This window comes from Novosphingobium sp. (assembly GCF_036820275.1).
Classification (GTDB): Bacteria; Pseudomonadota; Alphaproteobacteria; order Sphingomonadales; family Sphingomonadaceae; genus Novosphingobium.
Window position 1 is genome coordinate 1 of record NZ_DAISLT010000027.1, and the last position, 15,280, is coordinate 15,280.

At 57.7% G+C, this 15,280-nt stretch carries 12 protein-coding genes and 1 pseudogene; 6 read left to right on the forward strand and 7 right to left on the reverse strand.

Annotated features, from left to right (window positions below):
• Positions 1-53: 53 nt before the first annotated feature.
• Positions 54-482: pseudogene (locus V7066_RS19065) on the forward strand (IS5 family transposase); the annotation flags it as partial.
• 165 nt (positions 483-647) lie between these two features.
• On the opposite strand, the gene V7066_RS19070 reads toward V7066_RS19065, so the two are convergent.
• From V7066_RS19070 to V7066_RS19090, 5 genes are all read right to left on the reverse strand, one after another.
• Complete coding sequence (locus tag V7066_RS19070; RefSeq protein ID WP_334184566.1) at positions 648-1,862, reverse strand: MFS transporter; 1,215 nt, start codon at positions 1,860-1,862, stop codon at positions 648-650.
• A 27-nt stretch (positions 1,863-1,889) separates the two neighbouring features.
• Entirely contained in the window at positions 1,890-2,909 is a 1,020-nt protein-coding gene (locus tag V7066_RS19075) for a SphA family protein (protein ID WP_334184567.1), read from the reverse strand.
• Between the two features lie 186 nt (positions 2,910-3,095).
• Positions 3,096-4,778, reverse strand: coding sequence for a bifunctional 3-(3-hydroxy-phenyl)propionate/3-hydroxycinnamic acid hydroxylase (locus tag V7066_RS19080; protein WP_334184568.1), 1,683 nt, complete (start codon positions 4,776-4,778; stop codon positions 3,096-3,098).
• Entirely contained in the window at positions 4,775-5,623 is an 849-nt protein-coding gene (locus V7066_RS19085; protein ID WP_334184569.1) for a fumarylacetoacetate hydrolase family protein, read from the reverse strand. Before V7066_RS19085 ends, V7066_RS19080 begins: the two co-directional genes overlap by 4 nt.
• Positions 5,624-5,651: 28 nt before the next feature.
• Complete coding sequence (locus V7066_RS19090; protein WP_334184570.1) at positions 5,652-6,515, reverse strand: VOC family protein; 864 nt, start codon at positions 6,513-6,515, stop codon at positions 5,652-5,654.
• Between the two features lie 183 nt (positions 6,516-6,698).
• Here V7066_RS19090 and V7066_RS19095 point away from each other — a divergent pair, with 183 nt between their 5' ends.
• Entirely contained in the window at positions 6,699-8,159 is a 1,461-nt protein-coding gene (locus V7066_RS19095) for a carotenoid oxygenase family protein (RefSeq protein ID WP_334184571.1), read from the forward strand.
• 24 nt (positions 8,160-8,183) lie between these two features.
• Positions 8,184-9,659 (forward strand): aldehyde dehydrogenase family protein, encoded by a 1,476-nt coding sequence (locus tag V7066_RS19100; protein WP_334184572.1) that lies wholly within the window; start codon positions 8,184-8,186, stop codon positions 9,657-9,659.
• 52 nt (positions 9,660-9,711) lie between these two features.
• On the opposite strand, the gene V7066_RS19105 is transcribed toward V7066_RS19100, so the two are convergent.
• Both V7066_RS19105 and V7066_RS19110 read right to left on the reverse strand, forming a co-directional pair.
• On the reverse strand, positions 9,712-10,470 hold the full coding sequence (locus V7066_RS19105) for an IclR family transcriptional regulator (protein WP_334184573.1): 759 nt from the start codon (positions 10,468-10,470) through the stop codon (positions 9,712-9,714).
• A 375-nt stretch (positions 10,471-10,845) separates the two neighbouring features.
• Complete coding sequence (locus V7066_RS19110) at positions 10,846-11,814, reverse strand: helix-turn-helix domain-containing protein (protein ID WP_334184574.1); 969 nt, start codon at positions 11,812-11,814, stop codon at positions 10,846-10,848.
• Positions 11,815-11,958: 144 nt separating this feature from the next.
• Between V7066_RS19110 and V7066_RS19115 the strand changes: the two genes are divergently transcribed.
• Genes V7066_RS19115 through V7066_RS19125 form a run of 3 tightly spaced genes read left to right on the forward strand, consistent with a single transcriptional unit; the run spans position 11,959 to position 15,108 of the window.
• Positions 11,959-13,173 (forward strand): flavin-dependent oxidoreductase, encoded by a 1,215-nt coding sequence (locus V7066_RS19115; protein ID WP_334184575.1) that lies wholly within the window; start codon positions 11,959-11,961, stop codon positions 13,171-13,173.
• Between the two features lie 4 nt (positions 13,174-13,177).
• Positions 13,178-14,257 (forward strand): maleylacetate reductase, encoded by a 1,080-nt coding sequence (locus tag V7066_RS19120; protein WP_334184576.1) that lies wholly within the window; start codon positions 13,178-13,180, stop codon positions 14,255-14,257.
• Between the two features lie 53 nt (positions 14,258-14,310).
• Entirely contained in the window at positions 14,311-15,108 is a 798-nt protein-coding gene (locus V7066_RS19125; protein ID WP_334184577.1) for a dioxygenase family protein, read from the forward strand.
• Positions 15,109-15,280: the final 172 nt, after the last annotated feature.

Below are 15,280 nucleotides of genomic sequence, written 5' to 3' on the forward strand. Positions count from 1 at the left end.
AACGCATGTCCGCGATTTTGTGAAACGGCTGTCCAGAACTTCTGAAATACGCAGCGGTTGGCGATGCGCCGACCCTGCCGGACCTGCTGACACAAATCCCGGCCGATGAGACCATAGTTAGCGTCGGCGGCGACGGTGCCTATGACACCAAGGACTGTCATGCTGCCATGGCCGGGCGCGATGCAGAACCGATTATCCCGGTTCGGCGCAATGGCTGACCATGGACAAAGGACGGGCCCGGCGTCGATGCTCGCAATGAAACGCTACGATCAATGAAGCGGCTTGGTCGTACCATCTGGAAAAAATGGAGCGGCTATCACCGGCGCAGTCTGGTCGAGACCAAAATGCATTGCTTCAAGCTACTGGGCTCACACGTCGCTGCGCGCACCTTCGAACGTCAGGTAAACGAACTCAAATTGCGCGCCACAATCCTCAATCGCTTCTCTGAAATAGGAACGCCCGTTACTGTCCGCGCTGCATAATATTAACAAGTAATTAGAGGTTTGCGTCGTCATAGGGTTACACAACAAAGCCATATCAAAAGGCAGTTGACCGGCGCCTACAGGAAATATTTGGCGACAATGTATTTCGATAACGAAGGGTGGTGGACACTCAAATTCCATTTCCCGCACAGATCCAATTCAATACTAGCGAAGGGATTTCGGGAATTTACTCCCAATCAAAAGAGACAAACTTCCACCAACTACCAGCGCGATAAATGAAAAAGCGCCGACTGCATGTGTCAATCCGCCGAGTACCGCCGTCACACAGATCACAAGAACAGGGCTGAAGAACTGACCCGACCAGAAGCTCGATTGCCACAGCCCCGCTCCCAATCCGCGCTGCTCCGGCGTTAACAAAGCCATTGCCCCTGTCACAAGGTTCGGTAGTGCTATTCCCCCGGCAAAGCTCGCCATGACGAGGCCCAAAACAAGTCCCGGATAAGTTTTGGCATATGCGGCCAGACCCAGCCCAACCGCAATCAACGTAAAGCACACCAAGCTAATCGAACTCAAGGGCCAGCGCCTGATCAGTACAAAGCAGAATGATCCTGCGACCACGGCGCTATTCGTAATGGCCGAGACCAAACCGACCGTGGCGGGGGACACCTTACCAATAGCATTGAGCAAATAAGGCGTTTGAATCTGTGCCACGTAAAAGCACAGCGAAAAAATCACCGTCGTGACGCAAACGATGAGGAGGCGCCTCCATGGAAGTGGAGCGACGCAAAGCGCTCGAACCCGGCGCTCGATTTCGACGTTGGGAATGAAATAGAAGACGGCGGGAACGAACAATAGGGAGAGTCCGTAGACCATGAACGGCGCCCGCCATCCCAGCTCGCCCAACGCGCCACCGATCATAGCGAAAGCCACAGCGGCAATGGACGCGCAAGCCGTCTGGAGGGAAAGAAGTCCTTCACGCCTCCCTTGGGTATAGAGATCGCCGATCAGCGCCGTCGAGCAGGTGATAATGACTCCTTCCGCAAGGCCCATCCCCGACCGCACTGCGATGATGGCCTCCAAACTCTTGAGAATGAGCGGAGACAGGCCGAAGATCGCGTAGAAAAACAGCGCGACAAGCAAAAGACGGCGCTTGCCCATCCGGTCTGCCAACCAGCCTACACATCCCGAGCTAACGGCAATAGCAAGAGCTGGGACGGTCAGCGCTATTGAAACCTTGAGGCGAAGGTCCGCCGTTCCGGTGAAGGCTTCTTCCATTTGCGGCAAGACCTGTGCGATCAGGAGCGTGCCGGCGATCGGCAGGCAAGCCAGTAGCGCGAGGATGATCCCGGGAGCCCGGCTCTCGACCAGATCACCGTGTGCGCTCAATGCCGGGTTGTCATGATGAACGATACTATGCATGACGCCTCTCCTGTGGCCGGTACGATCTCATCGGATCGGTACTATGAACAAAATGTTCAGTTGTGGTCCGTTCGCCAGATTACGGGTTTTGACCGGCAAATAGGCATTGATGTTTATTCGCCAATTGGGTAGCCGATCTATATATAATCCGGGTCCAATATATACGGCGGATCGCCTGGTATTGGGCAGGCTTATTCCGTTGATGCGATCGTTGGTTATTTGTTGGAGCGCATAGCCATTGAGGCCCAGTCCAACACGTGATGCTACCTCACGCGTCACTGTGAAGTTGCTCCACATCAGTTGCCCGGCCTGGCCATCCACAAACCTGAACCCGGGAATTTCCGGCGCATTGGGAATTTTCGATGTTTTGAAATTGTATAGATACTGCGCTCTTCCAGAGATCTCCCAACCTTTCGCGGGCAGGGCAGTCCACGCGACATAGGGATTGATCGACCAATAGCCGCTGCTCTGGTTGAGGTCCCGACGGCTGTTGAAACTACCTGTCGGCGCAATCACGTCCAGGGCGATCCGGAAGGATGCGATCGGTCGATGGTTCCGCATGATCGGCTTGAACTGCAAAAACGGGCCGAAGGTCAGATCACCGAATTTTGTTCCATTATCGGCCAGGCGCTGCCCGCCATTGCCGAAACGGGCATCGATGCGTGTAATCGGGACCAACAGATCGAAGCCCAGGGCATTGCCGCCGATCGTAACCGGCGAGGTGATCGAGAACTGAGTCAGCGATGTAGTAGTGTCGATCCGCGGATCGTCGAAAGACGACGATTCGTGCGAGTTCGAATCGGTTATTGAGTTCAGGTGATTGTGCCGAAAATATTGAAGTACAGTTATTCCGGGCTCCAGTGTACTGAAGCCGTCGTTGAAGCTCGTACTGCCCAGATTGATGCCGTTCGGAGGAACCACAAGATCGGGTATCTGGGACGCTGGCAAGCTGGTGGCGGATGCACCCGCCGACTGGGCCGTCACAGGGCTCGAGACCACCAGCGTAACTACCGAGCAGAATGACCAGCCAAGAACATTTGCTTTCAACACACTTCTCCCCCGGGGTGGGGAAATCCCCCACCCTCATTATCGTTATCGGTACCGTATGGCGCCGTTTGTTTAGCGTTATTCCCGGATTTGCGGAATAATGTCAATATCACAAAATTCCGTTATAGGTGGGATTTTGCGTTTTATATTGGCGAGGAGCTATCCATCCCTATACCGGGCGGACCCTCACGCCACCAAGCGAGAAAGGACCGGTTTTCCCGGGCTCGCACCGAGCAAATTTGCGAGATTATCGGCAACCTCGGCTGCGTCCTCCAGGGCGAAGTTCGCCAGTACATATCGATCCGGTCGGATGAGAAATACCGCATCACCAACCTGTCCCGCAGCATCGGCCAAAACCCCGGAAGGATCGGTCACGATGTCCACGTCCTCATGAACGATGTCTGGAACCGCCGCATTTGGAGGCAGAACCGCCACCATCTTAGGTTGTAACCTGGCGAGCGCTGGCTTGCGCACCAGTTTACTGAGTTCCCCGATGTTTTCGGTAAGCGCAACAAGAGCAAATCCATTGCCCATGATCTCATCGAGTAACACCAGACTGCCATCAGCACGCAGGACCTGAGGTTGCGGCAGGAGACGACCTACGCTCGTGGCACGCACGGACTTTCCGTCCGGCAGCAGGAAGCCCTCCCTGAAACGAGGTTTGGGTTTATATTTCATCTGTGCGAAATAGTCCCGAGCGCGGGGCCAGCAGCCAAGCAGATGAAACAGACTTCTGGTCACGAAGCCAATCGCCGCATTGCGCGGCCCCATGATCCGCCCCATCCGCAGAGCCAACCCGATCATCTCCCGAACATGGTCACGCCGTTCGGATTCATAGCTCTTGAGAATGTCGGCCCGCAGGATTCCGCCGGTCACCCAGGCAAGTTTCCAGGCAAGGTTGTGGGCGTCACGAATGCAGCTGTTCATGCCCTGACCGGCAAAGGGTGGGGTGAGGTGACAGGCATCACCCGCCAGGAATACCCGCCCCGACGACCATTGTGGTGCGACCCGGGCGTGGAAAGTATAGACGACTTTGCGACTGATCCGGCTGCCTGGATGTACCCCGTGATCGGACAGAAGTTTCTCCACCCGCTCCTGGCTAACCATATCGTCCGGGCTTTCCCCGGTGAGCAGCTTGAATTCGAAGCGCCGTGTCGCGTTCGGCCCGGGCAGCGCAATACATGGGCGCCTCGTATTGCAGAACACCATGGTCTCTCGGCTCAGTGTCGGCGAATCCTCAAGATCAACGATCAGCCATTTCTCCTCGAAGGTTTCGCCATCGAGCCGCAGCCCCAAAGCACCGCGAACCGGGCTTTTCGCGCCATCCGCGCCGACCAGATAGGCACAGCGGACCATATGCCTTTGTCCAGCAGCATTTTTGAGATGAACGATGACGTTCTCTTCGACCTGCTCAAAGCTCTCCAGCGTCCAGCCGAACAATGCGTCGACCGTTTCTGACGACACGAGTGCTTCGCGCAGTTGCGACTCAAACAGGGGCTGACGGAAGGCATTGCGCCGCGGGTAGCCGTATGGTTCCTCGCTGGGTTCCACCTTCAGAAAGAGATCGCCGGCGGGGCCATAATATTCTGATCCATAGCCAGCGACGATGTCTGGCATCACCCTGTCGATCACGCCTGCCGCCTGCATCGTGCGCAAAGACTCATCGTCAATCGAGACCGCACGAGGCTCCTGTACGGTCGTCGCGTTACGCTCGACCAGCAGCGCGTAAGTTCCATAACGTGACAGGAGATTGGCTAGCGACAGGCCGGTGGGCCCGCCACCAACGATCACCACCGGATAAAGACTCGAGACATGCCTTCCATTGATGGCGATAGGACCGGATGCCGGGGAGGGGGGCAAGTCGGTCACAGTTCTGCCTGCACGTCGTTGATAAGCAGGCCGACACCCGGAATGTCGATTTCGACGCGGTCACCGACTTTGAGCCAAAGCGGCGGCTGGCGCTTGGCGCCGACACCGCCGGGCGTTCCGGTCGCGATTACATCCCCGGGCGAAAGTGGGGTGAAACGAGAGATATAGGAAATGATGAGGGGAATCGGGAAAATCATGTCCGAAGTCGGCTGAGACTGGACAATCTCCCCGTTGAGCCGTGTCGTTACCGACAAACGGCTAGGATCGGGAATTTCGTCGGAGGTGACAAGCCAAGGTCCAAAAGCGCCGGTGCCTGGGAAGTTCTTGCCTGGGGTGAACTGGCGCGTATGCCACTGCCAATCCCGCACCGAGGCATCGTCGTAGCAGGCATAACCAGCGACATGCGACAGAGCCTCGGCTTCGGAAATCGCACGTCCCCCCTTGCCGATCACGATCGCCAGTTCGCCTTCGAAATCCAGCATTGTGGAGACTGCAGGCAGAATGATCGGTTGTTCATGGCCGATCTGGCTGTCCGCGAAGCGCGTAAAGATCGAGGGGTACTCGGTTTTGTCGCGCCCCGTTTCCTGGCGATGGCTTTCATAATTGTGACCAACGCAGAAAATCTTCGCCGGATTGGGGATGACGGGAGCAAAGTGGATGTCTGCAATCGCAATGCGCGGAGCCGTATCCTTCGCGCTCTCGATCTCGTTCAACGCGCCATGAGCGAGAACCGCCTTCAGGTCGCCATGTTCCCCGCCAAGCACAGTGCCGACATCGATCACCACGTCATTTTCAACAATGCCATAACTCGCGCGACCATTGCTTTCGTAACTCGCCAGTTTCATGAAAAATTCCTTGATACGATTATTGAAATCAACTGCGCAAGAGGCCTTGGCCCCAGCTGTTCAGGGTGCGCTGTTCGTGCGGCCATTGGCCCACAGGGCGGTCGTGTTTTACGACTTCCAGTTCAGCGGATATTTCGACCCAGTTGCCGTCTGGATCGTGAACAAAGATAAACAGGTTGTTGCCTGGACCATGCCGTCCCGGCCCCCACTGCACCTTGATATGACGTGCTGCCATGTGATCGGCCCAGTCGCGGATCGCATTCCAATCCGTGGTCTCATAGCAATGATGATCGAGCCGGTCTTCAGGCGCGAGGAAGACAGCGAAGCTATGATGCTCTTCACTGCAGCGCAGGAACGAGGTGCGCACTTCTCCCTGATCATCCAGCACGACATCGGACAAAGTGAAACCCAACACGTCCGTGAAAAAGGCGATGATTTTATCTGGGGTCCGACTGGCGAGTACCACATGCTGGAGGCGCGCGGACAAGGCGTGGCTTGACACGGAAGGCGGGCCATCATGGGCAAGACCGAACACAAAGCGATTGCCATCCGGATCACTGACCTCGACCGCTTCATCGAACATCAGTGTCGGACCGTCATGATACGGCCAGCCGGCCTCCCGAATGCGACTGCGCAGACGCGTAAGTTCGTCGGCGCCGGGAAGAGCATAACCGGCGCACACGAGCGATTTGGGCTTTCCGGCGACGAAAATCAGGTTGCGATCCGGTGCGCGCGCCACGATCGCATCGCCCTGTCGAGAAAGGCTGTAATCCATGACTTCCTCGTAAAAGGCAGCCGTTCGAGCGGGATCAGCACATGCGATCTCGAGATAATGGAGGTTCGCGAGCAATGTTTCGGGCGGGCGGCCCCAACGGTCTTGGGGAAAATTCATCAGGCTCTCCTGTTGGGATCAACCACTTCTGGCCAATTGCCTCAAAATCACATGATTCCTATATACACGGAAAAATGTTGTCAATTGTCTTGCACTCGCTATATCGATTCCGTCGATCGCGGCCTTACGCGATCCGATGGAACGCGACGCAGAACCGCCCATGTTGAGGAAGGAACTCCTGGAATGGCCCTTAAATTTCCCGATACGCCGGATTTCACCGGGCCCTTGTATGCACCGTCCCGGTTCGAAGGCGTCGTGCGCGACCTCGAGGTGATGGGCACCGTTCCGGCGGAGTTGAACGGGCGATTCGTGCAGGTGTCGCCTGATCCAATCTACCCGCCGATGCTGGGGGATGATATTTTCTTCAATGGCGACGGCGCGGTGACCTCATTTCATTTCAGTGGCGGCCATGTCGATATTCAACGCCGTTATGTGGAAACAGAACGTTTGACACGTCAACGCGCTGCGCGCCGGTCGCTTCACGGCCTTTACCGCAATCCCTTTACAGACGATCCCAGCGTCAAGGGCCTGAATCGCAGCACCGCCAACACCAACATCGTTCCCTTCAATGGTATGCTACTGGCTCTTAAGGAGGACAGTCTTCCTTATGCGATGAATCCGGCAACGCTGGACACCATCGGGGAATGGGACTTTGGTGGTCAGATCGGGAACGCCCCGTTCACAGCACACCCAAAATTCGATCCTGAAAATGGAAACCTGCTTGCGATCGGCTATGAGGCGCGCGGTTTAGCCACACGCGATATCGTCTATTACGAATTTTCCGCAGATGGGAAAAAGCTGCACGAAATCTGGATCGAGGCACCTTATGCCAGTTCCGTTCATGATTTCGCGGTCACTCCCAACTATGTGATCATCCCGGTCCCACCTTTAACCTCGGACCGAGACCGAATGGAAAAGGGCGGACGCCATTTCGAATGGCAAGCCGATCTTGAGTTCCAATATGGTGTGATGCGACGCGATGGCGACGGGAGCGATATTCGCTGGTTTACCGGGCCCGGTTGCTTCCAGGCCCACGTCCTCAATGCCTATGAGGAGGATAATGCCGTCCACATCGATATGCCGAGCGCTGACGGAAATGTTTTCTTTTTCTTTCCCGAGGCCGACGGCAGCGCCCCGGCACCTGAAACACTGCACTTCCACCTGGCTCGCTGGACGTTCGATCTGCAGAGCAACTCGAACATTGCCGTGCATACCAACTTGCTCGACTTGCCGTGCGAATTTCCGCGCTGCGATCCCCGTGTTTCAGGTCTACCCTATCGCCATGCAGTCATGCTCGGTTGCGATATGAGCCTTTATGCAATGGATCGGCTGGGGCCGCCGCCGTGGCAGTTCTTCAACATGCTTGCCCATTTCGATGTTGCTACGGGAAAATATGAGGCCTGGTCGGGCGGCGATGCTGAGTGTTTTCAGGAACCGACATTCGTTCCGCGCTCCCCTGATGCTCCCGAAGGTGATGGCTTTGTCCTGGCTCTACTGAACCATCTCGAGACGAGGACGACGGAGTTGGTCATCCTCGAAGCGCTCGACCTTGCCAAGGGTCCGATCGCGCGCGTCAAACTGCCATTCAGGCTGCGCATGAGCCTGCATGGAAACTGGCTCCCAGAAGCCACGCAAGCTGCATGATCCAGGAAATTACAGGAAACGCGAATGACATTGAACCCAACAGCCTATAGCGATCTCGATCGCCAATTCATCAATGGTATCTGGCGATCGGGACGCTCGGGTAAAACCCTGAGCAATACGAACCCCTATGATGGCAGCGTCATCAACGCGATCTCGCTTGCCAGTGCCGACGATCTTGACGACGCCTATTGCGCCGCAGAGACGGCTCAGCAGCAATGGGCTCTGACTTCGCACGGCGAACGCAGTGCTCTCTTCCTGCGCGTCCTGAGTATTTTGGACACGCGCAAGGAGGAGATCATCGCCTGGCTGGTGCGCGAAACCGGTGCGACCCTGCTCAAGGCGACTGTCGAATGGAACGCCTTGCGCGGCGGCACGCTCGAAGCGATCGCACTTCCGTCACGCGTCGAAGGCAAAATCATGCCGATCGACATTCCCGGGAAGCAGAGCTTCGTATTTCGCGAACCGCTGGGAGTGATCGGCGTGATAAGCCCCTGGAACTTCCCGATGCATCTGTCCAACCGTTCGATCGCACCGGCGCTCGCCTTGGGCAACGCGGTGGTCGTGAAGCCGGCGGAAGACACACCTGTCACCGGCGGCTTATTGCTCGCCAAAATTTACGAGGAAGCGGGACTTCCTGCGGGACTCCTTAATATCGTTGTCGGTGATGTCACAGAAATCGGTGACGTCTTCACACTCCATTGTGCTCCCAAGCTGATCTCATTCACCGGCTCGACGCGTGTCGGTCGGCGGATCGCCGAGTTGGCGGTTACGGGCAAGCGTCTCAAGCATGTCGGCCTCGAACTGGGGGGCAATGCGCCAATCGTGGTGCTGGATGACGCTGACCTCGACGTGGCGGTTCGGGCTGCCGCGTTTGCCCGCTTCTTCCATAACGGTCAGATATGCATGAGCGGGAATCGCATCATCGTTGACACCACGCTCTATGATGAGTTCGTCGAGCGCTTCGTAGACCATGTCCGCACGTTCAAGGTCGGCGATCCGGCCGATCCGGCGACCGTCATCGGCCCTCTCATGAACCTGAAGCAGAAAGAGGCAGCTCTTCAAAATATCGCAATGGCTCGTGCTGCCGGTTTCGAAGAAAAGCTGGGGGGCGAAGTCGATGGCCTGTTGGTGCCCCCACATGTCTTTGCAGGCGTCCCCAATGACAGTGCTTTCGCGCAAGCTGAACAGTTCGCTCCTGTCGCGCCGATCATTCGCGCGAATAGCGAACAGGAGGCTTTACAGCTTGCGAATGCAACGGAGTATGGCCTTTCAAGTGCCGTTTTCACGCGCGATCTGGGACGAGGCCTTCGCTTCGCCCGCAAGATCGAAGCAGGCATGACGCATATCAACGACATTTCTATCCAGGATAGTCCTTTCAATATGTTTGGCGGAGAGAAGAACAGCGGCATCGGCCGGTTCAATGGAGACTGGATCCTCTCCGAACTCACCACCGACCACTGGATTACGCTCCAGGACACACCTCGCAACTATCCATTCTGACGTCGGGCGATCGATCTTTTAAAACAGGATCGATCGCCGATCGGATCGCCTGTCATCTTTCCTGCAACGCTTGGGTCACACTGCGCCCAGCGTCGATAACCGCCCGCTTCACACTTTCCAACCTTGCAGGGACGTCCACGAAGGGTGGGGAGGGGACAACCAGGCCGATACTGCCCATCACAACGCCATCGCTATCGAATACGGGCGCCGAGATACCCATGAGGCCAGGATCGAGTTCACCAATCGTGACCAGCACGCCTGGCTTGCGCAAACGGCGCATTTCCCGCTTGAACTCATCCCAATCGCTCCCCAGGCCCGCCTTCGCCACGTCCGAACGAGCGGCGTCGTAAAATCTGCGCAAAGGACGCGAAGTGAGATGGGCGAGAATGGCCTTGGAAGCGGCACCACGTTCAAGCGGCATCGGACGGCCACGCTCGTAGCTGATCGCAAAACTTGGGGCATGCGGGACATATTGATCCACGCACATCACCTGCAGGCGATAAATGCGGCAGAGCAGACCAACGGCTTCGCTGTCCGCTGCAACTACGAGGTCCTGCAAGGCGCCTTGAGCTTCGTGGATGAGCGGATCGAATCTGCGCGTCAGCCGATCCAGTTCTATAACCGCGGGGCCGATGCTATAACGTCCGCCTTTGCCTGATACTAACAAGCCGGCTTTCACCAGGCTCCCGACATATTGATAGGCCGTGCTCCCCGACAGGTTGAGCCGAGCCCCCACCGCGTCAACAGTCCACTCCGGGTTGTCGATTGTGAAAAGCTCGAGAATCGAAAGCACTTTGTCTGCCGTCGACATATGTTTCCCTGTTTCCCCCTCCTGTCTGGCATAGTAGGTGAGGATAGCAAAATTATCTGTTTAGAGGAAAGGCTTACCCGCCGCTATCGTGGCAACCACGCCAAATTTATAAATTTTTTGTCCGAAATTCAAAACGTATCTCTCCCATGCCAATCGTGGACCGTCACCCTACGGATCGGAGATCTGCATAGCATGGGCGACGATCTCGCGCTCATTCAGACCCAATCGCAGCATTCCGAGGACGGACAGGTTCTTTCGGATGCTCACCCCGATTTGGTTCAATCATTTTTCCGGCTCATCCGGCCGCGGCGAGCGTGATGTCCGGGGCTACGCGCCGGGGAGAATAAGGTGCGTAAACACTGTCCAATTTGATACTCAGTCTGATGGACAAGGGCGGGACAGGCGATCACGCAAACGCTCGTTTCTTGGAAGCGCAAAACCCTGTAATACCTCACCCTGGACCGGGGTCTTGTGCGAGCGCTCCCGAAACGCCGTCGGCGTTTCCCCTGTTCGGGTGGCGAAGAAGCGACTGAAATAGGACGGTGACGAAAAGCGAAGATCGTAGGCGATGTCGGCGATCGGCCTGTCGCTGAACACCAATTGCCGCTTGGCTTCGAGCATCACGCGATCATGTATCAGTTCGCCCGCGGTGCGACCGGTGACGGCCTTAATGCTACGCGAAAGATGGGTCGGCGTTATTGACAGCATGGAGGCGTAATCACCGACCGAACGAGTCTCGTCGAAATTTCGATCCAGCATCTGCTGGAAGCGGCTGGCCAGTTCCTGCCTGCGGTCGGTGATGCGGGTCAGCGTTTCTTCGGCGTCCGCCAGGCCGCGGTGCAGGGAGATTAGCAAGAGAAAGAATAGGGCCTCCAACGCCGCATATCGCTCCTCGCCCTGTTCTTCCTTCTCATTCTCGATCCTTTGTGCCCAGCGAAGGGCATTTTCGACAGCATCGCCGTGCGTAGGCCCCAAAACGATTTGTGGGCGGCTGATCCAGCGATCCAGCCAAAGCTTGCCGTCCGATAAACGGGCGATGTTCGCGGTCGGGACGGTGAGAACCCAGCCAGTTATCCCGCGTGGATATTCGAAGGCGTGGTTGCAAAGCGCTGGTATCCAGACGACCGCAGGACCATCGATGCTACAGGGCTCGTGGTCGACGCGCCCCTCGATCCGGCCTTCGCCAAAGACAAATAGTTGCGCCAGCCCTTCATGATAATGGGCATCAACCTGCCATTCGTGAATGTGGCTGCGATCGGATACCCGCTCGCAGTTGAGGAAGCCGACATGGGCAGAGACGTCCCCAGCAACATATCTATTGCGATCGAGTGTGCCGAGGGTCATCGGTCCGCCTGATGTTGGAATTGTGCTATTCTTTGTCACATCGCTGAATTGATTCCAAGCGCTCGATGCGTGATTTTTCTCTCACGAAAGGTAGTCGTTCTCCCGCGCCGGGCGCTTTGGAGACGGCAATGGGAGAGAGGAATTATGACATCCATCTCGATTGCGGGCGCCGGTATTGGCGGCCTGACGGCAGCTTTGTGCCTCCACGCCAAGGGCTTTACAGATATCAGGATCTTCGAGGCCGTGCCCGAGATCAAGCCGCTCGGTGTTGGCATCAACGTCATGCCGCACTCCTCGGAGGTCCTTCATAATCTCGGTCTTGGCGAGGCTCTGGACGAAATTGCCGTGCGCACGCGTTGCATTGAATATCGCACGCGCTTCGGTCATCTTATCCAGTCCGATCCACGCAGCGTCGAGGCAGGATTTGCCGCCCCGCAATATTCGATCCATCGTGGCGAGTTGCAGTTTCTGCTCTTTGAAACCGTTCGCGAGCGCCTCGGCGCCGACGCCATCGAAGTTGGCAAACCCGTGACCGGCTTCATCCAAACCGATGACAAGGTGACCGTGCTGTTCGAGGATGGCGATAGCTACGAGACCGATATCTTGATCGGTGCCGGCGGCCTACGCTGCAAGGTGCGCGCGCAACTTCACCCCGATGAAGGGCCGCTGTGTTACGAGGGAACGATGATGTTCCGTGGCGCCACGCAAACCGATGTGATCGGTGACGGCCGCACGATGGTGATCGCCGGCAACCACGACGTGAAGTTCGTGACCTATCCGATCAGCGAGAAGCAGCGCAAGGAAGGCAAGGCGCTCACCAACTGGGTGGCCGAAGTGCGCGTTGATCGCCCGCGCCACATTCAGGACGCCGACTGGAACCGGGATGCCACCTTCGACTATCTGACACCTTTCCAGGATTTCCAGATGGCCGACATGGATATCGTCGCGATCATGAAAGCCGCCCCCTCGGTGACGGAATTTCCGATGATTGACCGGGATCCCGTTGCCTTCTGGACACAAGGACGTGTGACGCTGCTCGGCGATGCCGCCCACCCGATGTATCCGATCGGAGCCAATGGCGCGAGCCAGGCGATTATCGACGGTCGCGCGCTTGCCGAAGCTCTGGCCGCCGATGCGGGTACCCAGGGCCTGCAAGCCTATGAGGCCGAACGCCGGCCGGTCACGGCCAAAGTCGTGCTGATGAACCGCCAGGGCGGCCCGGAACAGGTGCTCGACATCGCGGACGCGCGGGTGAAGGGGCCGGACGACAAGATCGAAGATCTCATCACGGCCCAGGAACTCGAAGACGTCGCGGCCAATTATCGCGCCGTGGCCGGTTTCCAGAAGCGGACGGTGTAAAGCCATGCCGGTTTTCCATGCAGGCTTCGATCCAGCCAGTCCACCAACGCGCGTTCGCTTCGAATGCGGCGCGCGCCATGGCCTCGCCCGGGAACTCGACGCACTGGCGCTTGCCCGTGCGCTGGTGCTGACAACGCCCCAGCAGCGCGGGCAGGGTGAGGAAATTATCGGGAATCGGGGTGACCGCGCCGTAGGCCTGTTCACCAATGCCACGATGCATACGCCGGTCGAGGTTACCCAAGCCGCGCTTGCCGAGGCCTCCCGCACCGGGGCGGATTGCGTGATTGCGATCGGAGGCGGCTCGACGATCGGGCTGGGCAAAGCGATCGCGCTGCGCACCGACCTGCCACAAATCGTGCTGCCGACCACCTATGCGGGGTCCGAAGCAACGCCGGTGCTTGGTCAGACCGAGAATGGCGTCAAGACCACGCTCAAATCCGAAAAGGTCCAGCCCGAGGTCATCATCTACGACGCCGAACTGGTCGCAACGCTGCCGGTCACAATGACCGTCACAAGCGGTCTCAACGCCATGGCGCATGCGGTGGAGGGGCTTTACTCGCAGGATGCCAGCCGCCTTTCGAGCGCGCTCGCGATGGACGGTATCCGGGCGTTTGTTGCCGGTCTCCCCGGTGTTGTTGCCGAGCCCGGCGATCTGGCGTCTCGCGAGGACACGTTGTTCGGCGCCTGGCTTTGCGGCACCGTACTTGCTCAGGTCGGCATGGCGCTCCATCACAAGCTTTGCCACACACTTGGTGGCACGCTGAACCTGCCTCATGCGGAAACCCATGCCATCATTCTTCCGCACGCGACTGCCTATAACGAGCCATGCGCGCCAGCGGCCCTGAAGCCTGTGGCTGAGCTGCTGGGCAGCGACAGTGCCGCTGGCGGGCTCTATGATTTCGCCGAGCGCATGGGCGCGCCCACGGCACTCAAGTCCCTTGGTGTCGCAGAGGAAGATCTGGACCGGATCGCCGATCTTGCGTCCCGTTCGCCTTACCCGAACCCGCGCCCGATCGAGCGCGACGGCATCCGTCACCTTCTTCAGGGCGCCTGGGAAGGTCGGCGTCCGGTCGAGGAGGCTTGAAAATGACCTGCTATTTCACAGAGGAAGGCTCGGTCGAGGCGGTTAACGTCCGCATGGGCGAAAACATCAATCCCCGCCTCGCGGAGGTCATGAGCGCGCTGGTCCGGCACCTGCACGGCTTCGCCAAGGAGGTCCAGCTTACCCAGGACGAGTGGGACCTGGCGATCGCCTTCCTGACGAGGACCGGCCAGATCTGTTCGGAAGAACGGCAGGAGTTCATCCTCCTGTCCGACACGCTGGGCTTTTCCATGCTGGTGGACGCGATCAACAACCGCCGTCCCTCCGGTGCGACGGAAAATACCGTCTTCGGCCCGTTCCATGTTGATGGCGCGCCGGTCCGGCAGATGGGCGACTGCATTTCACTGGACGGCAAGGGCGATAGCTGCCTCTTCGAAGGTCGGGTGCTCGATCTGCACGGCGAGCCGATCGAGAATGCCTGCGTCGATGTCTGGTCGGACAATTCCGAGGGCTTCTATGACGTCCAGCAGCCCGATATTCAGCCTAAGTGGAACAATCGCGGTCGGTTCGTGACTGGCACTGATGGTGTATATCGTTTCATCGGGATTAAGCCGGTCAGCTATCCGATCCCTGATGACGGTCCGGTCGGGCAAATGCTGGGTCACCTCGGACGGCATCCCTATCGGCCCGCGCATATGCATTTTCTGGTGACCGCGCCAGGCTTCAAGAAGATCGTCACGCACACGTTTGTCGGCGATGATCCTTACCTCGCATCGGACACCGTTTTCGGTGTCAAGGAGACCCTCATCGCGCCATTTGAGCATGTGCGCGGCGAAACCGAATGGCGCTCGCCGTTCGACTTCGTGATGGTGCCGGAGGAGCGATCCAGCTGATGTCAAGGCCTCACCTCTGCCGCCGATCCATGCCGAAACGGCGGTTGCCGCGCTGATTAACGGATGCATTTCGGTGCTTTGAATGATATGCTGTTAGAGCGTCATTTTTGGATTTCGGACGATTTTACATTTGCTGCGTGAACGGCTTACTTTTTCCGCAAACCTTCGGGTC